Consider the following 23,447-nt stretch of genomic DNA (forward strand, 5'->3'; position numbering starts at 1 on the left):
TTTTCATTCAACGCGCCAACCCCCTCGCCGCTTCCAGCGCCGTCATCACCATCCGCTCGACCACCGGCTTCACCCGCTCGGCGAGATCGGCACGATAGTCGAACGGCGCGTCCTCGTTCATATACGTCGACTGGCACATCTCCAGCTGGATCGCGTGCACGCCCGCTTCCGGACGTCCGTATTCGCGTGTGATGTAGCCGCCCTTGAAGCGCCCGTTCGCCACCCACGTGAACGGCTGCGCGCCGAGCGTATCGGTGACGGCGCGCAGGATGCGCGGATCGCACGATTGCTCCGAGTTCGTGCCGAGGTTCAGATCCGGCAGCTTGCCGTCGAAAAGACGCGGCAGCACGCTCGCGATCGAATGCGCTTCCCACAGCAGCACCGTGCCGTGCTGTTCGCGCATCGCCTGCAGCGTCTCGCGCAGTTTGGAGTGATACGGCATGTAGTAGTCGCGCAAACGCGCCTGCGCTTCTTCGACGGATGGCGTCTCGCCACTGCGGTACAACGACTCGCCGCGAAACGTTTCGGTCGGACACAGGCCCGTCGTGGTCTGCCCCGGATAGAGACTTTCGCCCGAAGGTGGCCGGTTCAGGTCGATCACGTAACGCGAGACTCGCGCGCTCAATATGGACGCGCCCGCCTGCTTCGCGAAGTCATAGAGCTGGTCGAGATGCCAATCCGTATCGGCAACCGTATGAGCGATATCGGTGTACTGGTCGCGTAGCGTGTCGGGGATGATCCGCCCCAGGTGCGGAATCGACACGAGAAGCGGCAGCGTGCCGGCGTGAAAATCGAAAACGGCTTCGGTCATGCTTCGAGTTCCTCAAGTATGCAAGGCTCGCGCGCCAGTCGGAGCCACGACGTATCGAGCGCGTCGATGCGCGTGCAGCCGATGAGCCGCAAGCAGATTTGCAATTCGTCGTGGAGCAGCGCGAGCACGTGATCGACGCCTTTGCGTCCGTGTCCCGCCAGTCCGTAAAGCGGCGCGCGTCCGAGCAGCACGCCGCGCGCGCCAAGCGCAACCGCCTTCACGATATCGCTGCCGCGTCGCACGCCGCCATCGATAAAGAGGTCGAAATCGCGCGGCACTGACGCGCTCGTCTCGGCCAGAATCTCCATTGCGCTGGGTGCGCCGTCGAGCTGCCGTCCGCCATGATTCGACAGCACGACGCCATCGACATCATGCTGCGACGCGCGTACAGCATCGGCGACGCTCTGCACACCTTTGATATAGAGCTTGCCCGGCCAGTTGCGCCGCAACCACGCGAGATCGTCCCACGCGAGCGAGCGGTCCATCTGGCGGCTCAGCGCGGCGGCCTGCGCTTCGATGCCCGGCCCAAGGCCCGCGCTCTTCGCGATGTTGACGAGCTGCGGCACGCCATGCCGTCCTACGCGCGCGACCCAGCGCGGATGGGCGAGCACATCCCACAGGAGACGCGGCGTCCAGCGCAGCGGCAGCGAGAAGCCGGTGCGTGCGTAGTGATCGCGTTGTCCGGTAACGGGCGTATCGACGGTCAGCAGCAGCGTCGTGAAGCCGTTCGCGCGGGCGCGCGCCATCATGCTTTCGGCGATCCGCCGGTCCTGCTGCACGTAGAGTTGCAGCCACAATTCGCCGTCGCTTGCACGCCGGACGTCTTCGATCAGGCTGGTGGACGCAGTCGAAAGCGCGAACGGCAACCCCGCTGCGTACGCGGCCTGCGCGAGCGTTTCCTCTGCGCGCGGCCAGTAGAGTCCGTTGAGTCCGGTCGGCCCGACGACCGCGGGCCACGCGGCCGACGCGCCCGCGAGCGTCGCGCGCGTATCGACGGCATCGACATCGACGAGCACGCGCGGCGTGAAGCCGATGCGCCGGAACGCGGCGCGATTCGCCGTCATCGTGATCTCGTCTTCGGCGCCTCCCTCGAGATACCGATAGGCGAAGTCGGGCAGATAACGCCGCGCCGCCTCGCGGTAATCCGCTACGTTTGCCGCGGCCATGCGTTCACCATGAACGGTCCGGCGCCGGCGGCAGCACGCGGCCAGGATTCAACGTGTCGTTCGGATCGAGCAAGTCCTTCATCTGGCGCATCATCGCGAGTTCCTGCGCGTCCTTGTAGAGCGACATTTCCTCGACATGCAGCGAACCGATGCCGTGCTCCGCGCTGAACGTGCCGCCCATCGCCGCCGCGATGTCGTAGAGCAGATGGCTCACATCGCTCTGCATGCGCATCTTGTCGGGCACCTGAGCCCAGAATTCATGCGTGAACATCGCGATGTAATGCAGGTTGCCGTCGCCCATATGGCCGACGATCACCGGCACTGCCATCGGATAGTGCTGCGCGAGCGCAGCGCCTGCCTGCGCGACGAAATCGGGAATGCGGTACGTCGGGACCGCGATGTCGTGCGTGAGACCCATGCCTTCGCGCCCGTTCGCCTCGGTCACGCTGTGCCGGATGTTCCATAGGCCGCCGCGCTGCTGCTCGCTCGACGCGATCACCGCATTGACGATCGCGCCCGATTCAGACGGCGCTTCGAGCGCTTCCGTGAGCCTGTCCGTGAGCGCCTCGCTCGTCCCCGTCGACGCCGCGAGCTCGACGAGCACCATCCACAGCGGCGTCTGCTGAAACGGATTGCGCGCCTTGGCCGCATGACGCAGCGAGATATCGAACTCGCTCTGCGAGATCAGCTCGAGTCCGACGAGCTCGCCCGGAAACGCCGATTGCAGCCCGATGCCGACCTGCACTGCCGCATCGACGGTAGCGAAGCCGAGCAGCGCGGTCGCGACCGCGCGCGGCTTCGGAAAGAGCTTGAGCGACGCCGCCGTCACCACGCCGAGCGTGCCTTCCGAGCCAACGAACAGGTTCTTCAGATCGTAGCCGCTGTTGTTCTTGCGCAGCGTGCGCAAGCCGTCCCACACCTTGCCGTCGGGCAACACGACTTGCAGGCCGAGCACGAGATCGCGCGTGTTGCCGAAGCGCACGACGTTCGTGCCGCCTGCGTTCGTCGCGATGTTGCCGCCGATCTGGCACGAGCCTTCCGCGCCGAGCGTGAGCGGGAACATGCGATCCGCTTCGAGCGCCGCTTCCTGCAAGTCCGCCAGGATGCAGCCCGCTTCGACGGTCATCGAGTTATCGATCGCGTTGATTTCGAGGATACGGTTCATCTTGCCGAGATTCAGCAAGATGCTGTTACCGCTCGCGTCCGGCACCGAGCCGCCGCACACGCTCGTATTGCCGCCTTGCGGAAACACCTTGACGCCGTTCGCATTGCAGTGCGCGAGCACCTTCGACACCTGCTCGACGCTGCGCGGAAACACCACGCACGCCGCGGTCCCTGTATGACGCTTGCGCCAGTCGATCAGATGCGGCGCCATGTCGGCGCCGGTCACGACGCTGGCCGCGCCCACCAGCTCGCGCATCGTTTCGGCTATCTGTTGTTGTCCCATGTTCGTCCTAGCTCTTCAGCACCACGCTATCGCTCGCCGACCACGCGACCGTCATCGGCTGACCAGCCGGCAGGCGCTCGGCCGCGCGCGACGAAATCGTCTTGACCAGCAGCGGCGCGCCGCCCTGGCGTTGCAGTTCGATACGCGTCATGCCGCCGACGAACGAAGTCTGTGCGATCGTGCCAGTGCAGACGTTCTGCCCCGCCGTCGCCGCCGCGCCGCCTTCCAGCACGACGATCTTCTCCGGGCGCACCAGCACCTTCACGCGCGAGCCGGCCGCATGACCTTCGGCGCTGCGCACCGCAAGCGCGAAGCCGTCCGCGGTCGTGACCGTGTCGTTCGCCGTCACCGTCCCTTCGATCAGGTTCGATTCGCCGACGAAATCCGCAACGAACTCGTTGACCGGCTCGAAATACAGCTCGTCGGGCGTGCCGATCTGAGCGATGCGTCCGCCGTTCATCAGGCACACGCGATCCGACAGGTTCAGCGCTTCTTCCTGATCATGCGTGACGTACACCAGCGTCGTGCCGAGATCCTTATGCAGGCGTTTGATCTCGCCCTGCAACTGGTCGCGCAGCTTCTTGTCGAGCGCACCGAGCGGCTCGTCCATCAGAATCACCGACGGCGAATACACGATGCAGCGCGCGATGCCCACGCGCTGCTGTTGTCCGCCCGACATTTCGCGCGGCTTGCGATGCTCGTAACCGACAAGGCCGACGCGCTCCAGCGCATTGCGCACGCGCTGCGCGATTTCGTCCTTGCCGAGTCCGCGAATCCGCAGCGGGAACGCGACGTTGTCGAATACATTCAGGTGCGGCAGCAGCGCGTAGTTCTGGAACACCATGCCGAGACCTCGTTCGCGCGGCGGCACAGTCGAGACGTCGTTGCCATTCAACAGGATGCGCCCGCTCGTCGGTGCGACCGCGCCCGCGATGATGTTCAAAATCGTGCTCTTGCCCGATCCGCTCGGTCCGAGCAGGCTCAAGAACTCGCCTTCGCGGACCGTGAAATCCGTGTTGTGCAAGGCAACCGAATTGCCATACGTCTTGCCGACGCCTTCGAAAACAATCATCTTGCCCTTCACATTCGTTGCGTCAGATGCCGTACGCGTGCCTGCATCGCTGCGCAGTTCCACACCAGCTGAAGGCAGCCCTTCATTCTCGCGCAGTACGTGAGCCATTGTTACCTCCAGCTTCAATGTGTGGACTTGGGCGCGGCCGGCTTAGGTGCGGCCGGCTGCAGCAAAGCCGAGACACAGCAGAACACCAGCGAAAGCACGGTGAGCAAAGCGGACACCGCCGCGATCACCGGCGAGACATCCCATTGGATGCTGCTGTACATCTTGACCGGCAGCGTCGTGGTGGTCGGGCTCGTGATGAACCACGCGATCACCACTTCGTCGAACGACACCAGGAAGGCGAACAGCGCGCCGGCGAAGATCGACGGCTGCAATTGCGGCAGCACGACCTTCATGAAGACCGTTCTGCGCTTCGCGCCCATGATGGTGGTCGCGAACTCGAGCGCCGGATCGAGTTTTTTGACGCCCGCCATGACCGTCATCATCATGAACGGCGTGACATATGCGACGTGGCTCACGACGAGACCCGCTGTCGTGCCGACCAGATGCAGGCGCGACAGATACAGATAGAGGCCGAGCGACATGACGATCACCGGCACGAGGATGGGGCTCATGATCAGCAGCATCACGAAACGCTTGCCGGGAAACTCGAAGCGCACAAGCCCATAGGCCGCCGGCACGCCGATCAGCGCCGCGAGCACTGTCGTCATCGAGGCCACCTTCAGGCTTTGCAAAATCGAGCCGACCCATGCAGGGGAGCCGAAAAGGTGCTGGTACAGCTCCAGCGTCAAGACTCGCGGCGGAAAAGTCAGCTCCCCGCTTCCGCCGAACGAGATCGGCAGGACGATCAGCGTCGGCACCAGAATGAACAGGTACACCGCCAGCGCGACCACATTGCCCAGCCGCGCGTAGCGGCGCGTCAAGCGATCGATCACCGCGCCGCCGCTCTTCACGCGCGCGGGCATCTCCATGGAGGGTGTCATGCGAAGACTCCTTGTTTCGTGTCGCCTTGCGCGTTGCTCGCCGCCAGGCGGCGTGCGCTGTACTTGCGGAACCCATCGGTCCCGAGCGCGGCGAGCGTCACGATGCCGAGCAGGATCACGCCGATCGCCGACGCCATGTTCCAGTCGAGCGCCTCGCGGGTATAGAAATCGACAAGGTTGGACATCATCGCGTCCTTACGCCCGCCCAGCAGTGCGGGAATCACGAAGAATCCCATCGACATGACCGTCGTGCTCAGCCCCGCCGAAACGACGCCCGGCAAACTCAGCGGCAGCGTGATCTGAAAGAAGATGCGAGGCGGTTTCGCACCGGCAATCTCGGCGGCGAGATAGAGCGAGCGGTCGATGGCCAGCAGACTGGCCAACACGGGAAACACGATGAACGGGATCAGGTAGTTCGTCATGCCTACAATCACGCCGAATCGGTTGAAGAGCATCGGCAACTGGACCTGCGCGTGAAACAGCGCGGAAAGCGCTTGATTGACGAGCCCGTTGCGACCGAGCAGCACGGTGAACGCATAGCTCTTCACGAGAATGCTGGTCCAGAACGGCACCAGCACGAGCACCATGTAGATCGCCCGTTTGCGCGGACTCTGGCGGGCGAGATGCAAGGCGATCGGATAGCCGAGCAGCAGGCTCGCTGCTGCAGCGCTGACACTGATCTCGAACGTCGACCATAGGGTCCGCAGAAACAGCGCGCTGTGCAATAGCCGCTGGTAGGCGGCCAGCGTCGGCCCATCGGCGCCCCACAAGCTCGTGTAGACGACATACGCGAGCGGCACCAGCATCACGAAAAACAGGAACACCGTCGCCGGGCCGACGTAAAGCAGCCCATCGTGACGTGATTTCATGTTCGTCTCCTCCTTCAACGGCCTCACGGATGGCGAGGCCTCCCTGCTTAACCGAGCACCCACTCCTTGAAACGCAGCGTCAACTCGTCGTAGTGGTCTGCCCACCATACGTCATTGCTGATCGCATTGGACTTGCTGGCGGGATCGGACAGCCATTTGCGCGTTTCCGGCTTCATCAGCGCGAGCGCGGAGCGGCTGGCGGGCGTATTGACCAAGTACTCCATCAGCGCGGCCTGACGGTCGGGACGCATCGCAAACTGCACGAACTTCATCGCGTTGGCCTTGTTCGGCGCATTCTTCAACACGACGAGATACTCGAGGCCGACGAGGTTCTGCTTGAAGGAGAAGTCGATCGGCTTCTTCGCTTCCTGCGCGGCCTTGACTCGCGTCGAATACGTGTAGCTGAAATCGACCTGACCGGTTTCGACGAGCGTCACCGTCTGCGGCGTCTGATCGACCCAGTTCGAGATGTAAGGCTTGATGCGGTCGAGCGCGCGAAAAGCACGCTCCACGTCGAGCGGATACAGCTTGTCGGGCGGCACGCCATCGGCGAGCAAAGCGATTTCGAGCGTTTCGCTCGCGCGATTGCGCAGCGTCCGATGACCCGGGAATTTCTTGACGTCCCAGTAATCCGCAAAGGTCTGCGGATGCTTGCCGTCCGGATACTTGCTGTTGTCCCAACAGATACCGCCGGTGAAGCCGTAGAACGGCACGGCCTCCTTCGTCATCGGCGCGATCAGGTCTTTCGTGTTGAAGAGCGCGGGATCGAGCGGTTCCCAGTAGCCGTTCTTCGAGCCCGTCATCGCCATCGGGCCGACGGCGTCGAACACGTCCCACTGCACATTGTTGGTCATCACCTGCGCCTTGACCTTCGCGAGATCGGGCGTATCGACCAGCGTGACTTGCACGCCGAACTCCTTTTCGAAGGGCTTGGCGAGCGCTTCTTCGACGCCCTGGTGATAGTTGCCGCCCCAGCTCACCATGACGAGATTGCCTGCGGCCATCGCCTTACGGGAAGTGATGACCATCGGCGCGGCGATCGCAGTGGACAGCAGCGTCGCGCCGGCGCCTTGCAGGAACTTGCGTCGCGGCAGAACAGGTTTCGAGTTCGATGACATGGCTTTGCCCCTGGTTATGGACGCGTGGTCCACTCGGATTCGCGCGCGACAAGCGGCGCAAGGATATCGGCAAGACGGCTGCGCAGGCTGTCCGACGCCGCCGTCAACGGTGGCACGAGGCCGCCGAAATCGAGGCCGCGCAGCTGCAGTGCCGCCTTCACGCCCGCCGGATTCGGCTCGGCAAACATCGCGTCGATCAGCGGACGCATCGACGCGTGCAGCGCGACGGCTTCAGCGAGCTGGCCGCTCATCGCCAGACGCAGCACTTCTGCCCAATGCTTCGGAATCAGGTTTGAGCTGACGATGATCGCGCCCACCGCGCCCATCGCCACGTGTAACGGCAGGACGTCTTCCTCGCCAGTCAGGATCGCCATCTTGTCCTTCGCCAGCTCGGCGACGCGCATCTGTTGCGCGAGGTCCGGATTGCACGCCTTGATGCCGACCACTCGGGTCATGTCCGCAAGCTTGTCGACGGTTTCGTAGTGCAACGACACGCCGGTGCGATAAGGAATCTCATACAGGATGATGTCGGCATCGACTTCGTCCGAGAAGCGCTTGTAGTAATCGATGATGCCGGCCTGCGTCGGACGGTAGTAATACGGCGTGACGATCATCAGCGCCTTCGCTCCGGCGGCGACATATGCCTTGCCCGCTTCGATGGAATCGCCCAGACCGGGCGACAGCACGCCCGGCACGACGTGCATCTTGCCCGCGCCCGCTTCGAGCGCGGTCTCGACTACGCGAAGACGCTCGGACGCGGTCAGCGCGATCGCCTCGCCGCTGCCGCCAAGCGGTACGATGCCGGCCGCGCCTGCAGCCGCCAGGTTGGCGATATGCCGTTCGAGCGGCGCGGAATTGAAGCGGCCGCTCGCGTCGAGCGGCGTCGGCACCGCCGTCAGGATCCCTGCATACTGGTGGTTCGTACTCATCGTCTCGGATCTCTGTTCTATTTGAGGTAGGCCGCGTGGCGCGTCATGCATCCGGTCATCGGCTAGTCACAACGCTAGTCACCACGATAGGCAGCGCAAAATTACCCTGCGCCTAACATCACTCGCCGTTGGCCTTTCCATAAGAGCGCGTGAATCAAGCGGCTCGCCGCGGCCACGCGGATAACGTTCGGCGTCACGTTGCGCGCGGCCATGCGGCATGCGCGCTTCAGCCGCCAAACGACCACTCGCGCGGCGGCAGATAAGTCTCCTTGACCACACGCGGCGACGCCCAGCGCAGCAGGTTCAGGTGCGAACCGGCCTTGTCGTTGGTGCCGCTCGCGCGGCCGCCGCCGAACGGCTGCTGGCCGATCATCGCACCGGTCGGCTTGTCGTTCAGGTACAGGTTGCCTGCTGCGTTCACCAGCGCGGCTTCCGCTTCGCGCAGCGCGAAGCGATCGGTGCAGAAGATCGATCCGGTCAGCGCGTACGGGCTCGTCGAATCGATCAGCGCAAGCGTGTCCGACCAGGCGTTGTCCGCGTAGACGAACACCGAGAGGACCGGGCCGAACAGTTCCTGGCTCATCAGCGCGTGCTTCGGATCCGAGACTTCGAGCACCGTCGGTGCGACGAAGAAGCCCGGCTCCGACCACGTCCTGCCGCCGGCGACGACCGTGACGCTGCTGTCGTCCTTCGCCGCGTTCAGCACAGCCGTCAGCTTCGCGTGCGAAGCCTGCGAGATCACCGCGCCCATGAACGTGTTGCCGAGATCGGCGGGGTCTCCCACCTTCAGTTGCGCGAGGCGCTCGACCATCTGCTCGCGCACGGCGGGCCACAGGCTCTGCGGAATGTATGCGCGCGACGCGGCGCTGCACTTCTGGCCTTGATACTCGAACGCGCCGCGGATCAGCGCGATGGCAAGTTCGGCCGGATGGGCGGACGGATGCGCGAGCACGAAGTCTTTGCCGCCCGTTTCGCCTACGAGGCGCGGAATCGTGCGGAACGCATCGACCTTCGATGCGACGCCCTTCCACAGCGACTGAAACACCGCCGACGAGCCGGTGAAGTGGATGCCCGCCAGATCCGGCGAATCCATCACGACACGCGTGGTCAGTTCAGCTTCGCCCGGCACGAAGTTGATGACACCGGCGGGCATGCCCGCTTCTTCCAGCGCCTCGTAGAAAATCCAGTTGGCGAGCGCGGATTTCTCCGACGGCTTCCACAGCACCGTGTTGCCCATGATGGCGGGCGCCGTCGTCAGGTTGCCGCCGATGGCCGTGAAGTTGAACGGCGATACGGCGTACACGAAGCCCTCGAGCGGACGCCAGTCGGTGCGGTTGACGGCGGTGGCGACCGACATCGGCTGCTCGGCGTAGACGCGCTGCGCGTTGTACGAGTTGAAGCGCAGGAAGTCGATCAGTTCGCAGGCGGCGTCCGGCTCGGCCTGGTCGATGGTCTTGCTCTGGCCGAGCACCGTCGCGGCATTGATGCGCATGCGCTGGCGCGTCGCGACGATGTCCGCCGCGCGATGCAGGATCGTCGCGCGGCTCGCGTGCGACAGCGCCGCCCAGTCGCGCGACACCGACTTCGCATTGGCGATCGCCTCGCCGATCTGCGCTTCGGTCGGACGGTGAATGCGCGCGAGCAAACGCGACTGGTCGTGCGGCGCGCGCACTTCGACGACGTCGTTCGAGAAGTAACGCTTGCCGCCGATCACGGTCGGAATCTCGACGACGTCGCGCACGTTCAGTGCCTGTCGCAGTTGCGCCGCGGCTTCGGTTCCTGCGCCGAAATGCACCTCGGGTTCATTGACCGGCAACGGAAAGTTTGGACTGGAATTCACCCATGCTCCTTCGAATACGGTGGGACGGATGGCCGGCCGGCGCCTGCGGGCGGCCTCGGAAGTCCGCGTGACTCTGGCCGGTCGGATGCAGAATCGAGCGTAGTGGTCGCCAAAAAAACAGGCGCTTGCTTCATGTGCCCTTATGCATAGGATCGCCGGCCGTTATGGACCGCCGGCCGCCGACGCGGCGCGAACCGTGACCGCGACCCGCGAGGCAGCGCAACGCGTCACGTTTCGTCGAGGACGCAGATGTCTCGCGCATCGAGCCCGATCGCGGCCGCGATATCGCGCGACACCTGCCGGCTGTAGGCGAGGCGCAGCATCTCGTACAGATCCGCCGGCAGACGGCCCAGCTCGTTCTCGCGGTAGGCGAGGTAGAACGCACGGCTCAAACCCTCGTATGGGCGGCCATGCCGGGAGAAGGACGACAGCGGCACGACCCGAATGTCCGGCACGTAGTGACGCGACTGCCAAAGACAGAGCGGCGTCGTCAGGGCAAACCCGAGGCCGGCCGCCACGAGCGAGAGCATCGGGTCGGTGGCGTCGAGTTCGTAGGTGCGTTCGATGTTGTCCGCGTGCGCGGCGAGGTAGCCGTCGACCTGCTGGCCGATCAATGAGCGCGCGCTGTAGCGGATCAGTTGCAGATGGCGGCTCAGTTCGGCGAGCGTGGTGAAGCGGTCGATCTCGAAGCTCTTTGGCAGCACCACGAAATAGGGCTCGGAAAAGAGCTTCTGGCGACGCACGCCGGGCGCCTGCGACAAGCTGCCGGTCGTGACGACGACGTCGAGCTGACGCGCTTCGAGCTGTCCATCGAGCGTGGGCGTGATACCCGACCACATCCGGATCGAATGCGAGGTGTCGGCGAGCGCCCGTATCACGATCGGGCCGATGGTGGCCGCAAATGAATCGATGCAGCCGAGACGCACGACGACGCGCTTGGCGCGTGTCACGTTGCGCACGCTCTCCACCATCTGGTGGGCGCCCTGCATGAGCACGTTGGCATGCTCGAAGAGCCGCTGGCCCGCGGCCGTGGGCCGCGCGGGACGCGTGGTGCGATCGAGCAGCGTCGTATCGAGCAGCGCCTCCAGCACCTTGATACGTTGCGACACGCCCGCCTGCGAAATGCCGAGCCGGCTCGCCGCTTCGGAAATCGAGCCGGTCTCTACGACGGCAACCCAGCTTGCCAGCAGGTCCCAGTCGGGAATCTGATCAGGTGCACTGTCTTTCATGTCGGCAAGGTTGAACAGCCGAAGCTGACACCGCAGCGCGGCGGAAAAGACCGTGCGCGGCCAATGGATCAAATTCTACGGGACGCGAACCCTTTCGTTCAAAGCGTTTCGGCTCGGGAAAGCTGCTTCAGCCGCAGTTCGAGCGCGCGTAACACGTCGAGCCACACGGCTTCGAGGCCGGCGCCGCCCGCGACTGCCTCGTCGACCTTGGCGGCGCAGTCGCTGCGCCACCGGCCGGCCACTTCCATTTCGATGGCGTGCACGCCGGCCGCGGGTTGGCCATAATGCTGCGCCGCAAAACAGTCGGCGATCCTGCCGTTGACGACCCACGACCGTCCGTGTGTCTGAACCGCCTCGGTAAGCGCGGACACCAGCCGGCGATCGCACGATTCGCCGCGATAAGTCCCGACGTTACAGTCCATCGCGCCCGGCTGGAGACGGTAAGGCGACAGCCAGAAGCTCGCATGCGAGACGAGCAGGAGAACATGTTCGTGCCTTGCCCGAAGACGGCTCAATTCGTCGGCGACGCACTGGTGGAACGGCCGCCAGTAGGCTTCGACGCGCAGCTCGACCTCGTCGGCCGAGAGTTCCGCGCCCGGTTCGTAAAGCGCTTCGCCTCGCGACGTATGCGTGCGGCAGAGTCCCAGGCGATTGAGGCTGGGTGTGAGCGAACGGTTGTCCGCCGCGACGTTGAAATCGATCACGCACGGATGGTAGTGCCCGGCAAGCAAGGAGGCGCCGGCCCGCCTCGCCGCCGACTGCAGCAGCGTCCCGGCCGGATCCGCGAGCCGCCCCTCGATCGGCACCCACGCGGGGTGTCGCAGCAGTTCGCTGGGTATCGCTGTGCCTGTGTGCGGCGTCACCACCAGTATCGGCAGATCGCCGCGGACTATCGGTTCATACCCGGAAGTTTGCATGTCGCGAGATCCTCGGTTCTCCTGCGGCGCGCAGCACGCGAGTGAGCACCCTACCCGCATTCAGGAAGGGCAAGACTCCAGCAAGCTAACGCGAAAACCCGTTCGCCGGCAGATGATCAGCTTCGGTTGAATTGATCATAAGCGCCGTTTAACCAGTCCCAGACAGCCATCACCCGTCCCCCTTATTCAGCCGAAAGCGGACCGACGTTCGCGCGATCGAGCAGCACCTTCAGTTGCGCGCGCAGATTCTCCTGCGCAGCCGCGATCGGTTCGCGCGGTTCGCCGAGCGGCAGGCCACGCAGGGCCGAGCCCGCCTTGGCCAGCGCCACGTAGCCGTTGAGAAGCATGAAATTGAGGATCGGCCAGAGTTTGTCCCAGATCGCGAGAGCGCCCGGCAAGTCCTTCCCGGCCGACACCGCTTCGTAGAGTTCGACGCACAGCTCCGGAACGAACGTCGAAGCGCCGATGATCGATCCCGGTGCGCCATGCGCGAGCACCGCAAGCAGCGCGGGATCGGAACCGGCGAGCACGGTCGGCGCCTCTGGGTTGCTCAGCATCCGCATCGTGCGCGTGAAACTGGCGGGACTGTCCTTGATATGCGAGACGAAACCTTCGCGGCGCAGCGTCACCATCTGCTCTTCGGTGATGTCGAGCCCCGTGATGCCTGGCGTGTCGTAATAGATGATCGGCCCGCCGGCAATCCGCACGACCTGTTCGAGAAAGCGCTGCACGTCGGCGAACTTGAGCCGGTCGAAATACGGCGTGACGACGAGCATCTGGTCGACGCCGAGTTCGCTGGCGTGCCGAGTCAGATCGAGCGTGTCGCGCACACTATTGGATCCAACGTGTGCGATCACGTCCGTCTTGCCTTTGCCCTCGCCTTTGCCCGGGCCTTTGCCTACTTCGCAGCCGATCTCGAAGAGACGCTTGCGCTCCGCGACCGTGAGCGCGGGATGCTCGCCCGTCGAGCCGCTCAGGACGATGCCGTGAACGCCGGCTGCGATCTGCGACCGGATCAGCCTGACATAAGCGGCCTCGTCGATCTTGCTTCCGTCCTGACTGAACGGGGTAAGGATGGCACTCAGAATGCCCTTCAATGCCTGCTTCATGCACGACTCCTGGTTTGCTGGTGAAATGGTTACGGCTGGATGTACGGGTCGCGTGACGGCCCGGCGCTTCGCACCTTCGCTTCGCTCGTCAGCTCATCACCCACTCCTTGAATCGCAGCGTGAGATCGTCGTAGTGATCAGCCCACCACGCGTCGTTGCTGAACACGCTCGCCTTGTTGTTCGGGTCGGGCAGCCATTGCCTCGCCTCGGGCGTCATCATCGGCAGCGCGGAGCGGCGCGCGGGTGTATTGAGCAAAATGTCCATCAACGCGGCCTGGCGGTCGGGGCGCAGCGCGAATTGCACGAACTTCATCGCGTTGGCCTTGTTGGGCGCATTCTTCAGAACCACCAGGTATTGCAGGCCGCGCATGTTCTGCTTGAACGAGAAGTGAATCGGTCTGCCCGCGTCCTGAGCCGCCTTCGCGCGCGTCGAATACGTGTAGCTGAAGTCCACCTGACCGGCTTCGACGAGCGCCACCGTTTGAGGCGTCTGCTCGATCCAATTCGTCACTGAGGGCTTGATGCGGTCGAGCGACCGGAATGCACGCTCGATGTCGATGGGATAGACCTTCTCCGGCGGCACGCCATCCGCGAGCAGCGCGATTTCGAGCGTTTCGCTGACGCGGTTGCGCAGGCCGCGATGGCCCGGAAACTTCCGCACGTCCCAGAGATCGGCGAAGGTCTCGGGATGCTTGCCGCCGGGGAATTTGCTGTCGTCCCAGCAGATCCCACCCGTGTAGCTGAAGAACGGCACCGCTTCCTTCGTCATCGGCGCAATCAGGTCCTTCGTATCGAAGAGCGCCGGATCCAGCGGCTCCCAGTAGCCGTTCTTCGCGCCGGTCATCGCCATCGGCCCGACCGCATCGAACACGTCCCACTGAACGTTGCCGGTCGCCACCTGCGCTTTCACCTTCGCCAGATCAGGCGTATCGACGATGGTGACGGGTACGCCGAACTCTTTCTCGAACGGTTTCGCGAGTTCCTTTTCGACGCCCTGATGGTAGGCGCCGCCCCAGCTCACCAGCACGAGATTGCCCGCTGCCCTCGCCTTGCGGGAAGTCAGGATCATGGGCGCGCCCAATGCGCCCGACAACAGCGTCGTACCCGCAGCCTGCAGGAATTTGCGGCGCGGCGCGACGCGCTTCGGAGTGCAAGACATTTCGGTCTCCTTGGTTGAGAGTCAGTGCTGCATCAGAAGCGATGACGCATGCCGACGATCGCGAGGACCTGGTTGGGCGTCGTCGATGCGGTCAAGCCGTTCAGGTTCGCCGCGGCGCTGCCGCCGGTCGAATCGGTTCCGGACGCGTGCTGGTAGATGGCGTCCGCGTAGACGTCCGTTCGCTTCGAAAGCAGGTAGATCGCACCGAGCACGCCCTGGTTGTAGGTCGCATCGTCGACGCCATAGCCTTTCGTGTAGTCGTACGCGGCTCCCAGCATGAATGTGGGCGTCAGCTGATACGTGAAGTTGACTTCCGCGTTATGGAACATCGCCGAGCGGCCGATGTTGGCTGTTGCAACGGGAATCCCGGCCACGGCGCCGAGATTGCGGAACTGCGTGTTGCTGTACGTGAGGCCCAGCTTGGCCGTTCCGAGCGTATAGGAGCCGCCCGCGACGATCATCTGCTGAGTCCCCGCGGATGCGTAGCCCGAGAAGATGCGGTTGGTGACGTTGGACCCCGTCGTGCTGGACAGGGCGTTGTTGCCGTACAGCGAGAAGTTCGGGTCCCGAACGTTCTCGTATGCGACGCCCAGCGCAACCGGTCCTTGCTGGTAGGCCGCGCCCGCCGCGTAGATCTGGTTGCGCGTGTACTGGCCGGCAAAGCCCCCGGGGCTGTACATGCCGCCGAACGAAAAGCCACCATACGTCACGCTCTTGAACTTGATGGTGTTATTGATCCGGTTCGTGCCGTTGAGGTTGTCGAGATCGCCCGGATGCGCGCCGAAATACGGCGACCAGACATTCGCCGCTTCGAACGGCCCGGCATAGTCGGCGATCGTGTCGTATTGGCGGCCGAACGTCAGCGTGCCGAACTTCGTCGACGCGAACCCGACGTAGGCCTGACGTCCGAACTCATCGCCGCCCTGGCCCAGCTTTCCGTTGTTGAGGCTGTAGCCGCTTTCGAGCACGAAAATCGACTGCAGTCCGCCGCCCAGGTCCTCGGCCCCCTTGAGTCCCCAACGGCTTCCGTTGATGTTGCCGCTCGACATTTGCACCTGACTGTGACCGCCCGCGTTGTTGGTGTACACCATCCCGACGTCGATCAAGCCATAGAGCGTCACCGTGCTTTGCGCATGCGCGAACCCCGACGTGCCGGCCAATGCGGCCAGAAGAATGAGCCTGTTTTTCATTTAGACGAACCTGTGCGAGAAATGACGGACCACGCCGCTCGACTTCGAACCGCCGCGGCGTTTCGACGGTATCCAGGTCCAGTCGCCCAGGCCTGACACTGAACGCAGCGTAGGCAACTCAAAATTGCATTCGTCGCAATTCGTTGTGCTTCTAACTTTCTGGATTAGAAAAACTTAAGCATGAGCGCGCAGGACGGCGCATCGCGCACCGGCCTCATGCCGCGCGGGTCTGCGACGAGGTTTAACGTGCCTAATGAAATGCATTAGCGCGGATGATGCTGCGCGGCCATCGCGTTTTGTTTCTCTAATGTCTGGCTCAGCGGGTTATCTCGTCAGCCCATTCCGGCAGCCCATCATTCGCGAGGCGTTCCATCCATGAGTAGCCGTCACCCATACGCAGGCATCCTGACTTCGGTCCCCACTCCGTTGAACCGGGAGGGGCAATTCAACGCACCCGTCCTGCGCAAGCTGATCGAGCGGCTGATCGAAGCCGATGCCGATGCGATCGTGCCCATCGGCGGAACCGGCGAATACGTATCGCTGAGCCTGCGCGAACGTTTGCGCGTCGTCGAGACCACGCTCGAGGCGGCGGACGGCCGGTGTCCTGTCATTCCGGGCATCATCTCGGCCGGCATCAACGACGCCATCGAGAATGCAAGGGCCTACGTGGCCGCCGGCGCGAAGGCAATCATGGTGGTGACGCCTTACTACTACCGCCCGACCCAGCAAGGCGTCATCGACTACTACGCGCATCTGTCCGACGCGGTCGATGCCGACATCATCCTCTACGAGATTCCTTATCGGACCGGTGTCTCGCTGCACTACGAGACGGTCAACCGGCTCGCCGACATGACACGCGTGGTCGGCATCAAAGCGTGCAATCCCGATCTTGCGCAACAGATGCGCGTCGCCGAGCAATCGGCCACGAAGATGGCGATTCTCAGCGGCGAGGAAGACGTGCTGCCGCTGCACGTCGCGATGGGCGCGGTGGGCGGCATCATCTCCAGTTCCAATCTGATTCCGCGTCAATGGAAACGTGTGCTGTCGCTTGCGATGGAGGGCCATCTGAAGGAAGCGGTCGCGCTGCATGCCACGTTTCGGCCGTTGATCGACGCGCTCTTCGCCGAGCCGAATCCCGCCCCGCTGAAGGCCGCGCTCGGACTGACGGGTCTCGATTTCGGCGGCGTGCTGGCGCCGCTGCATCCGGCCTCCGATGCATTGCAGCAGCGACTGGCTCGGGTGGTACCCGCGCTCGTCGCCAGAGAACCGGAATTCAACTGATCTATTCGTCAGACGGGAATCATCATGGCTTCGCTCAAAGAATCGCCGATGGACAGACGCCGTTTCCTGCAAATGACCGGCTCCGCGTTGGTGAGCAGCGCGCTCGCCGCACCGATGGTCATGACGCCGCGCAGGGGGATGGCCGCGGAAAATCTGACGGTCGTCAGCTGGGGCGGGAATTACCGCCAAGGGGTGGAGGAGGCGCTCGCGCGGCCGTTCGAAAAGGAATTCGGCATTCACGTCACGCTGGTCGACACGCCGGACCTCGCCAAGGTCAAAGCGCAGGTGATGACCAACAACGTGCAGTGGGACGTGTTCGATGCGCCCGGCTCGATGGCCACCACTGGCGTAAAGAACGGTTACTGGGAACCGCTCGATCCCGGTCTTTTCAACGCCTCGGATCTGATCGCTCCCGTCGGGAAGCAAATCGTGCCGTTCTACGGATTCACCGGCGGCATCTGCTGGGACGGCAAGAAGTTTCCCGATGGCAAGCATCCGCAAACCTTCGCAGAATACTTCGACTTCAAGCGTTTCCCCGGTCAGCGCACGCTGCGCAACCGTGCATTCGAAACGCTCGAAGTGGCGTTGCTCGCGGACGGCGTGCCGCCAGAGAAGGTCTATCCGCTCGACGTAGATCGCGCGTTCAAGTCGCTCGACCGGATCAAGCCGTATATCGCGAACTGGGTCGAGCAAACGCCCCAGACCGTCACGCTCGTCCAAACCGGTCAGGTCGACTACAGCTACACGTATGCGACGCGCGTGAAAGCGGCACAGGAAGCAAGCCAGCCTATCGACTTCTCGTTCTCGCAGACGTTGATCGGCCTCGAATATCTCGTCGTGCTGAAGAACTCGCCCAACCGGAAGAACGCGATGAAATTCCTGCAGTTCGCGTTGCGTCCGGACCGCCAGGCGGCGTTGATGAACCTGCATGGCAACACGCCTGCCAGCAGGAGCGCACGCACGATGATGAACCCCTCCGTGCAGAAGTGGCTTGCCGATCCGACCAACAAGAAGAATCTCTTCATCAACGATGCATGGTGGGCCGATCACTTCGACGAACTGACGCTTCGCTTCAAGGAATGGGCGCTGACATGAACACCGAAACAATCGTTGAAATGATGCGGTCGATCGTCGGCGCGGCGAGCTTGATGACCGCGCCGGACGACGTGGCGCCGCACCTGATCGATTGGCGCAAGCGCCATTCGGGCACCGCCGCATGCGTCGTGTTTCCGCGCGACACCGAACATGTCGCACGCGTGCTCTCGTTTTGCAACACACACGGCATCAAGGTCTTCCCGCAAGGCGGCAACACCAGCGTCTGCGGAGGATCGGTTCCCGACGCAAGCGGCAACAGCATCCTGATGAACCTCGGCCGGATGAACCGCATCATCGACGTGAATTCACAGAACAACTCGATCACCGTCGAAGCGGGTTGCATCCTCGCCGACATTCAAGCGGCGGCGGACAAGGCCGACCGGCTGTTCCCGCTCTCGCTCGGCGCGGAAGGCTCCTGCCAGATCGGCGGCAACATCAGCACCAACGCCGGCGGCACGAACGTGGTGCGCTTCGGCAATACGCGCGATCTCGTGCTCGGTCTGGAAGTGGTGCTCGCCGACGGACGCGTTTGGAATGGTCTGCGCACGCTGCGAAAGAACAATAGCGGCTACGACCTGAAGAACCTCTTTGTCGGCGCGGAAGGCACGCTGGGTATCGTCACAGCCGCCAGCCTGAAGCTGTATCCGCGCCCGTGCGCGCGCGCGACGGCGATGCTCGGCTTTGACAACGTACAGGCCGCCGTCGCCGAAGGCATCAAGCTGCAAGCCCATTTCACCGGCGAACTCGTGGGCCTCGAGCTGATCTCGCAGAGCGAATTCGATATCTCGTTGCGCCATGCAGCGAGAACGCGCAATCCGTTTAAAGCGACACCGAACTGGATTGTGCTGGTCGAGCTCGCAGCCACGTCCGGGTCGAGCGAACTCTGGACGGAGCGCCTGGCCGACTATCTGCGCGAAGCGTTCGAGGACGGCATCATTCGCGACGCCGTCGTGGCGACCAGCGAACAGCAGCGCGCCGACCTTTGGAAAATCCGTCATAGCGTGACGGAATCCAACGTAAAAGAAGGCATGGGCCTCACGCACGACATCGCGGTGCCGACCTACCGCATTCCGGACTTCATCGAACAAGCAGGCCATGCGCTCGAGCAGCACTACCCCGATGCGACGCCTGTCGTGGTGGGTCACATGGGCGACGGCAACCTGCACTACATCGCGATGTTCAGCCACGCATACTGGGCTCGCGTGGCGGACCGTCAGCGCACGCAGCTGCAATTGAGCCACCTCCTCTACGACATCGCTGCCGGCATGGGCGGCACGTTCAGCGCCGAGCACGGCATTGGCGCCCTGCACGTGCCTGAAATGTCGAAATACAAGGACCCCGTCGAAATCGCGTTGATGCAGTCGATCAAGACGCTGCTGGATCCGCTCGACACGCTGAATCCCCAGCGGGTCGTGCCGCGGCCCTGAGATGCAATCGCCAGAAACCGTAAACTGAATCAGAGAAATCATATGCGACTAGGATTTGTTGGAACCGGCGTCATCACGCAAGCCGTCGTGACCGGACTCGTGCGAGTCGGCGCACCGTTCGAAAGCATTGCGCTTTCGAACCGGAATGCGGCGACTGCCGCTGAGCTGGCTGCGCTCGATTCGCGCATCACCGTCTGCCAGACGAACCAGGCCGTGCTCGATGCGTCGGATGTCGTTTGCCTCGCCGTTCGTCCGCAAGATGCGCACGACGTGCTCGCGAAACTGGCGTTCTCGCCGTCACATCACGTCATCAGCTTTATCGCCGGCATGAAAATGACGGAATTGCGCGAGCGTATCCGCAACGTCGACAGCCTGGTGCGCGCCATTCCGCTTCCCGCAGTGGCGGATGCACTCGGCAGCACGACGCTGTATCCGCAGGATGACATCGCACGCATGCTGTTCAGCCGCGTCGGTGTGGCTGTCGAAGTCGAGAACGAACACCAGTTCGACTGCCTGTCTGCCGCAACGGCGACGATGGCGAGCTTCTATGCAGTACTGGAAAGCCAGGCCGCCTGGCTCGTCGAGCAGGGTCTCGCCTATGACAAGGCGCGCTCGTTCCTCGCAGCTTATTCGCTCGGCCTCGCGCATGGCGCGAAGAACAGCAGCGCAACGTTCGACGAACTCGTCCATCAATCGATGACGCCTGGCGGCATCAACGAGCAAGTGCATCGCGAACTGCTCGCCAAGGCGAACTATGAGCAGTACCGGCATGCGCTGACCCGCGTGCTGGACAGGATCGAAGGCAAAGGCTGATTCTTTGCGCGAGGTACGAGCGGCAGAACGTCGGACAACGCGTATCGGCCTCGCGATTTTAATTTTCTATCACTGCCACGTATCAAACTTTGATACGCTTTGCTCCATTCGATTGCGATCCACATCGCTCACTACCGGATCCAGCGCAGCATGGAACCACTATCGGCGGAACACTATCCAGACTGGGATCTTCTGCTTAGCTGGGTCTGCGTCGTTGAATCGGGTTCCATGTCCGATGCCGCAGACCGGCTCGGCATCTCGCAAGGCGGCGTATCGCAGCGGATCAAAGCGCTCGAAACTCTGCTCGACACCACTCTGCTCGATCGCGCCTCGCGTCCCGCGCGTCCCACGGCGGCAGGCAGGCGGCTTTTCGAACACGCGACCGAACTGCTGCGCAATGTCGATCAGATGGTTGAAAGCGTGCGCAATGTCACGCGTGCCAAACGTACGATTGTTCGACTCGGCGCCATCGATTCGTTCGCGGCCATGATCGCGCCGATTCTCACCAAGGCGTTGGCTGGTTCGGCGCATCAAATCCGCCTGTGGTCCGGCATCACGCCGAGTCTCGATGCGCAGCTGGAAGCGCGCCAACTCGACATCGCTGTGACCATGAACGGCTATTCGCCCGTGCCGGAAATCAAGCGTCTTCGGCTTTTTTCCGAGCCGTATTTCGTTGTACTGCCGAAGGCGTTCGAGGTCGATCGTTTCGGCACGCTCGCGGATCTCGGCAAGCATCTGCAATTCGTGCGATACAGCGCGCGTTCGATCAATGGTCAGCAGGTCGACGCGTATCTGCATTCGCAGGCGGAAAATCTCGAGCGCACCTGCGAATTCGACGCGACCGATCCACTGCTGAGTCTCGTCGCGGCGGGTCTCGGGTTCGCGCTCACTACGCCGCTCTGCCTCTGGCAGTCGCGGCAGTATCTGCCGAGCGTCCGCGTCGTGCCGCTCAGCGCGTTTTCCCACTTCGGTCGGCCATTGACGGAACTGCATCGGTCGTTTTACTTGGCTTTCCGCGAGAACGAACTAGGGAGCCTGCCTTCGAATCTGTTCGACCTGTTCCGTCACACCTTCGAGAGGCAGTTGGCGCACGATATCGGCGCAGCGCTTTCGCTGAATCCCCGTTCGATCTTCTTCCACGGCGATGGCGACACGGCTCTCTGAATAGGGCGAAGTGATGTTGACGAGAGGCTTCGAACGCGCTTAGCCGGATGCGGTGCGCCCCACGCCGACACGCCGCGTCGCGGCGCCCGGCGTGGTCGTCAAGCCGTCACTGGCCGCGGAAGACGCTGTTCTGGATCATCTGGAGCTGGCCCGACTTTTCGGAATGGATCAGATCCTGATAGACCTGTTGGCGCGTCACGCGCTGCGGCGCGCCTCCGCCGACGCCCGGTTCCACGCCGCCCACGTCCTGAGAAGCCGACTCGGTCGTACGGAACTGGGCCGCCTGAATCTGTGCCTGCTCCGGCGTCATTTCCTGTGCCCATGCGCCCGTCCCGATGAGCGCGATCGTTGCGACCGCGGCAAGTCTAAGTATGTTCATGGCAATACCTCCGCAAAAAAATGAAGAGCGCACCGGCCTTCACCGCAGCGCTTCCTCGCTCGAGCCCGCCAAAGCGGGCGCCGGCATCGCTGGTTCCGAAGGTAGACCGCCGACTCGTCCAGCGGGCCTCCCGGCTGGGTTCAAGAACTAGACCGTCGGATCATCCGTTTTATTCCTGCCTGCCCGACATCTCGAATGAGCCCGTGGGTTCGGTCGGCCTGGCTGGCAGCAGTTGCCGAGCAGCTGAGTCGCAAAGGTCCAGGCGTCAGGGCGACGTGATCAGAGATAGCCAGTCAGTGCCTCATGTTTTTGTACAGGCCCATTGAAGCTGGCGGAATAAGCGACGTCCGTCCCAGGTATACCTTCGCGTGAGCGGGCCTGGTGACGACTACAGCGTTTCGGACCACTCACATATCGGTTCGAAGCGAAGCCAACACTGGAGGTTCACCATGAAATCGCTCATTCAAGCCATTGCAGTTGCCGCGGTACTCAGCGTCCCGACCGTATCGTTTGCTCAGTCGGATGCCAGCGCCGCCAAGAACAACGCCGCAGTGTCAGCCTACGGTGGTGTGGTCGACAACACGTCGGCCTCGGGTTCACATCATCCGCTTCTAGCACTGGATCATTCGATTCACTCGATGGGACACGCGATTCGTTCGTCGATTCGCCCCGACCCCAATGACGGCACGAAGCCGATTTACTTTGGTAAGCGCTAACCCTTCCCAGTCATTGTCGGCCCGGCCGGCGAGCGCGCGTGCTGCCCAACATTGCATCGTCACAACACCGCATAAGGAGCGGACAACATGAAACTCTTCTGGAGCAAAACTGCGGTGGCGCTTTGCGTGCTGCTGGCAAGCGGTGTGGCGTCGGCAGCTAGCAAGCTGACGCCGGCCGAATGCAACGACTATCCGTTCAAGCCATTGAGCAAACCGGTCACGCATGCTCAACTGATGCAAGAGCTCAGAGAACTGGAATCGGTCGGTTACGATCCGTGGCCCGGCGACGAATACTTCTATCCATCGGACATCCAGTTGGCGCAAGCGCGGCTTCGGTTGAAATACCGTGCCGATTGTCTCGGAGAGAACGTGAAGGTGCCCACGGCACGGATTAATTCGAGTAGTGACTTCTATTAGTGCCGGCATGAGCGTGCTTGGATGTGACTAGATGCTCGCGATAGCAAACATATATCTGCGCTCGGACCCATCTCTCGACCATAGAGCAAGAACGCAAGCCGGGTCGTCACCGCATGGCGGATCGGCAGCATCGGGAGGCTGAGCCCGGCCCAGAGGCGGATCCAGTTCGAGCGACCAGATTCCGAGCGCGTGATTGACCAGATGCAGAGAACGAGGCCCGGCATGCCTCGGGTATTCCCTTACTCGACAGGACGCAGGTGAAGGCTGGGAGATGCGCCGGGCCCACGCACTTTCCACATTGCGGCAGGTG

General features: G+C 63.1%; 22 protein-coding genes. 7 read left to right on the plus strand and 15 right to left on the minus strand.

The genetic code is table 11. The annotated features are described in order from the left end of the window. Window positions 1-7: 7 nt before the first annotated feature. From hutG to AAHK20_RS05585, 14 genes are all read right to left on the minus strand, one after another. Window positions 8-811 (minus strand): N-formylglutamate deformylase, encoded by an 804-nt coding sequence (gene hutG / locus AAHK20_RS05520; protein WP_449180431.1) that lies wholly within the window; start codon window positions 809-811, stop codon window positions 8-10. Then, window positions 808-1,977, minus strand: coding sequence for an alpha-hydroxy acid oxidase (locus AAHK20_RS05525; RefSeq protein WP_449180432.1), 1,170 nt, complete (start codon window positions 1,975-1,977; stop codon window positions 808-810). Before AAHK20_RS05525 ends, hutG begins: the two co-directional genes overlap by 4 nt. 4 nt (window positions 1,978-1,981) lie before the next feature. Then, window positions 1,982-3,424: an FAD-binding oxidoreductase gene (locus tag AAHK20_RS05530; protein WP_449180433.1), complete on the minus strand. Its 1,443-nt coding sequence runs from the start codon at window positions 3,422-3,424 to the stop codon at window positions 1,982-1,984. 7 nt (window positions 3,425-3,431) lie between these two features. Further along, window positions 3,432-4,604, minus strand: coding sequence for an ABC transporter ATP-binding protein (locus AAHK20_RS05535; RefSeq protein WP_449180434.1), 1,173 nt, complete (start codon window positions 4,602-4,604; stop codon window positions 3,432-3,434). 14 nt (window positions 4,605-4,618) lie between these two features. After that, entirely contained in the window at window positions 4,619-5,485 is an 867-nt protein-coding gene (locus tag AAHK20_RS05540) for an ABC transporter permease (RefSeq protein WP_449180435.1), read from the minus strand. Further along, window positions 5,482-6,354: an ABC transporter permease gene (locus AAHK20_RS05545; RefSeq protein ID WP_449180436.1), complete on the minus strand. Its 873-nt coding sequence runs from the start codon at window positions 6,352-6,354 to the stop codon at window positions 5,482-5,484. Before AAHK20_RS05545 ends, AAHK20_RS05540 begins: the two co-directional genes overlap by 4 nt. Before the next feature lie 47 nt (window positions 6,355-6,401). Beyond that, window positions 6,402-7,472 (minus strand): ABC transporter substrate-binding protein, encoded by a 1,071-nt coding sequence (locus AAHK20_RS05550; protein WP_449180437.1) that lies wholly within the window; start codon window positions 7,470-7,472, stop codon window positions 6,402-6,404. A gap of 14 nt (window positions 7,473-7,486) precedes the next feature. Continuing rightward, window positions 7,487-8,401 carry a 4-hydroxy-tetrahydrodipicolinate synthase gene (dapA, locus tag AAHK20_RS05555; RefSeq protein WP_449180438.1) on the minus strand — a complete coding sequence of 305 codons (915 nt, stop codon included), beginning with the start codon at window positions 8,399-8,401 and terminating at the stop codon, window positions 7,487-7,489. A gap of 226 nt (window positions 8,402-8,627) precedes the next feature. Next, window positions 8,628-10,241 (minus strand): L-glutamate gamma-semialdehyde dehydrogenase, encoded by a 1,614-nt coding sequence (pruA, locus tag AAHK20_RS05560; protein ID WP_449180439.1) that lies wholly within the window; start codon window positions 10,239-10,241, stop codon window positions 8,628-8,630. A gap of 227 nt (window positions 10,242-10,468) precedes the next feature. Beyond that, entirely contained in the window at window positions 10,469-11,470 is a 1,002-nt protein-coding gene (locus AAHK20_RS05565) for a LysR family transcriptional regulator (RefSeq protein ID WP_449180440.1), read from the minus strand. 98 nt (window positions 11,471-11,568) lie between these two features. Further along, window positions 11,569-12,387 (minus strand): N-formylglutamate amidohydrolase, encoded by an 819-nt coding sequence (locus tag AAHK20_RS05570; protein WP_449180441.1) that lies wholly within the window; start codon window positions 12,385-12,387, stop codon window positions 11,569-11,571. A gap of 182 nt (window positions 12,388-12,569) precedes the next feature. Then, complete coding sequence (locus AAHK20_RS05575) at window positions 12,570-13,496, minus strand: dihydrodipicolinate synthase family protein (protein WP_449180442.1); 927 nt, start codon at window positions 13,494-13,496, stop codon at window positions 12,570-12,572. Window positions 13,497-13,584: 88 nt separating this feature from the next. After that, window positions 13,585-14,655, minus strand: a complete 1,071-nt coding sequence (locus AAHK20_RS05580) for an ABC transporter substrate-binding protein (protein WP_449180443.1) — start codon at window positions 14,653-14,655, stop codon at window positions 13,585-13,587. A 32-nt stretch (window positions 14,656-14,687) separates the two neighbouring features. Next, the gene (locus tag AAHK20_RS05585) at window positions 14,688-15,845 is read right to left on the minus strand and encodes a porin (protein WP_449180444.1); all 1,158 of its coding nucleotides are present in this window, start codon (window positions 15,843-15,845) and stop codon (window positions 14,688-14,690) included. A 375-nt stretch (window positions 15,846-16,220) separates the two neighbouring features. Between AAHK20_RS05585 and dapA (AAHK20_RS05590) the strand changes: the two genes are divergently transcribed. From dapA (AAHK20_RS05590) to AAHK20_RS05610, 5 genes are all read left to right on the plus strand, one after another. Continuing rightward, a complete protein-coding gene (gene dapA / locus AAHK20_RS05590; RefSeq protein WP_449180445.1) occupies window positions 16,221-17,126 on the plus strand; it encodes a 4-hydroxy-tetrahydrodipicolinate synthase in 906 nt (301 codons plus the stop codon). Between the two features lie 24 nt (window positions 17,127-17,150). Then, window positions 17,151-18,221 (plus strand): ABC transporter substrate-binding protein, encoded by a 1,071-nt coding sequence (locus AAHK20_RS05595; RefSeq protein ID WP_449180446.1) that lies wholly within the window; start codon window positions 17,151-17,153, stop codon window positions 18,219-18,221. Continuing rightward, window positions 18,218-19,648, plus strand: coding sequence for an FAD-binding oxidoreductase (locus tag AAHK20_RS05600; protein WP_449180447.1), 1,431 nt, complete (start codon window positions 18,218-18,220; stop codon window positions 19,646-19,648). The genes AAHK20_RS05595 and AAHK20_RS05600 overlap by 4 nt, the downstream gene beginning before the upstream one ends. A 42-nt stretch (window positions 19,649-19,690) precedes the next feature. Continuing rightward, complete coding sequence (locus AAHK20_RS05605; RefSeq protein ID WP_449180448.1) at window positions 19,691-20,461, plus strand: pyrroline-5-carboxylate reductase; 771 nt, start codon at window positions 19,691-19,693, stop codon at window positions 20,459-20,461. A gap of 150 nt (window positions 20,462-20,611) precedes the next feature. After that, complete coding sequence (locus AAHK20_RS05610; RefSeq protein WP_449180449.1) at window positions 20,612-21,625, plus strand: LysR family transcriptional regulator; 1,014 nt, start codon at window positions 20,612-20,614, stop codon at window positions 21,623-21,625. Window positions 21,626-21,731: 106 nt separating this feature from the next. Here the strand turns inward: AAHK20_RS05610 and AAHK20_RS05615 are convergent, their stop codons facing one another. Next, window positions 21,732-22,004, minus strand: a complete 273-nt coding sequence (locus tag AAHK20_RS05615; RefSeq protein ID WP_449180450.1) for a hypothetical protein — start codon at window positions 22,002-22,004, stop codon at window positions 21,732-21,734. Between the two features lie 449 nt (window positions 22,005-22,453). On the opposite strand from AAHK20_RS05615, the gene AAHK20_RS05620 reads away from it, so the two are divergent. Together AAHK20_RS05620 and AAHK20_RS05625 are read left to right on the plus strand one after the other, a co-directional pair. Continuing rightward, entirely contained in the window at window positions 22,454-22,720 is a 267-nt protein-coding gene (locus AAHK20_RS05620) for a hypothetical protein (RefSeq protein ID WP_449180451.1), read from the plus strand. 87 nt (window positions 22,721-22,807) lie between these two features. Further along, entirely contained in the window at window positions 22,808-23,137 is a 330-nt protein-coding gene (locus AAHK20_RS05625) for a DUF4148 domain-containing protein (RefSeq protein ID WP_449180452.1), read from the plus strand. Window positions 23,138-23,447 lie beyond the last annotated feature (310 nt).

Source organism: Trinickia camelliae (genome assembly GCF_053525655.1).

Excerpts from the sequence above, each read along its gene's own strand:
- dapA (WP_449180445.1), top strand. The coding sequence starts at position 16,221 with ATGAGTAGCCGTCACCCATACGCAGGCATCCTGACTTCGGTCCCCACT.
- AAHK20_RS05565 (WP_449180440.1), bottom strand. The coding sequence starts at position 11,470 with ATGAAAGACAGTGCACCTGATCAGATTCCCGACTGGGACCTGCTGGCA.
- AAHK20_RS05530 (WP_449180433.1), bottom strand. The coding sequence starts at position 3,424 with ATGGGACAACAACAGATAGCCGAAACGATGCGCGAGCTGGTGGGCGCG.
- AAHK20_RS05540 (WP_449180435.1), bottom strand. The coding sequence starts at position 5,485 with ATGACACCCTCCATGGAGATGCCCGCGCGCGTGAAGAGCGGCGGCGCG.
- AAHK20_RS05620 (WP_449180451.1), top strand. The coding sequence starts at position 22,454 with ATGAAATCGCTCATTCAAGCCATTGCAGTTGCCGCGGTACTCAGCGTC.
- AAHK20_RS05600 (WP_449180447.1), top strand. The coding sequence starts at position 18,218 with ATGAACACCGAAACAATCGTTGAAATGATGCGGTCGATCGTCGGCGCG.
- AAHK20_RS05575 (WP_449180442.1), bottom strand. The coding sequence starts at position 13,496 with ATGAAGCAGGCATTGAAGGGCATTCTGAGTGCCATCCTTACCCCGTTC.
- AAHK20_RS05625 (WP_449180452.1), top strand. The coding sequence starts at position 22,808 with ATGAAACTCTTCTGGAGCAAAACTGCGGTGGCGCTTTGCGTGCTGCTG.
- AAHK20_RS05585 (WP_449180444.1), bottom strand. The coding sequence starts at position 15,845 with ATGAAAAACAGGCTCATTCTTCTGGCCGCATTGGCCGGCACGTCGGGG.
- hutG (WP_449180431.1), bottom strand. The coding sequence starts at position 811 with ATGACCGAAGCCGTTTTCGATTTTCACGCCGGCACGCTGCCGCTTCTC.
- dapA (WP_449180438.1), bottom strand. The coding sequence starts at position 8,401 with ATGAGTACGAACCACCAGTATGCAGGGATCCTGACGGCGGTGCCGACG.
- AAHK20_RS05610 (WP_449180449.1), top strand. The coding sequence starts at position 20,612 with ATGGAACCACTATCGGCGGAACACTATCCAGACTGGGATCTTCTGCTT.
- AAHK20_RS05570 (WP_449180441.1), bottom strand. The coding sequence starts at position 12,387 with ATGCAAACTTCCGGGTATGAACCGATAGTCCGCGGCGATCTGCCGATA.
- AAHK20_RS05615 (WP_449180450.1), bottom strand. The coding sequence starts at position 22,004 with ATGAACATACTTAGACTTGCCGCGGTCGCAACGATCGCGCTCATCGGG.
- AAHK20_RS05535 (WP_449180434.1), bottom strand. The coding sequence starts at position 4,604 with ATGGCTCACGTACTGCGCGAGAATGAAGGGCTGCCTTCAGCTGGTGTG.
- AAHK20_RS05525 (WP_449180432.1), bottom strand. The coding sequence starts at position 1,977 with ATGGCCGCGGCAAACGTAGCGGATTACCGCGAGGCGGCGCGGCGTTAT.
- AAHK20_RS05595 (WP_449180446.1), top strand. The coding sequence starts at position 17,151 with ATGGCTTCGCTCAAAGAATCGCCGATGGACAGACGCCGTTTCCTGCAA.
- AAHK20_RS05580 (WP_449180443.1), bottom strand. The coding sequence starts at position 14,655 with ATGTCTTGCACTCCGAAGCGCGTCGCGCCGCGCCGCAAATTCCTGCAG.
- AAHK20_RS05550 (WP_449180437.1), bottom strand. The coding sequence starts at position 7,472 with ATGTCATCGAACTCGAAACCTGTTCTGCCGCGACGCAAGTTCCTGCAA.
- AAHK20_RS05545 (WP_449180436.1), bottom strand. The coding sequence starts at position 6,354 with ATGAAATCACGTCACGATGGGCTGCTTTACGTCGGCCCGGCGACGGTG.
- AAHK20_RS05605 (WP_449180448.1), top strand. The coding sequence starts at position 19,691 with ATGCGACTAGGATTTGTTGGAACCGGCGTCATCACGCAAGCCGTCGTG.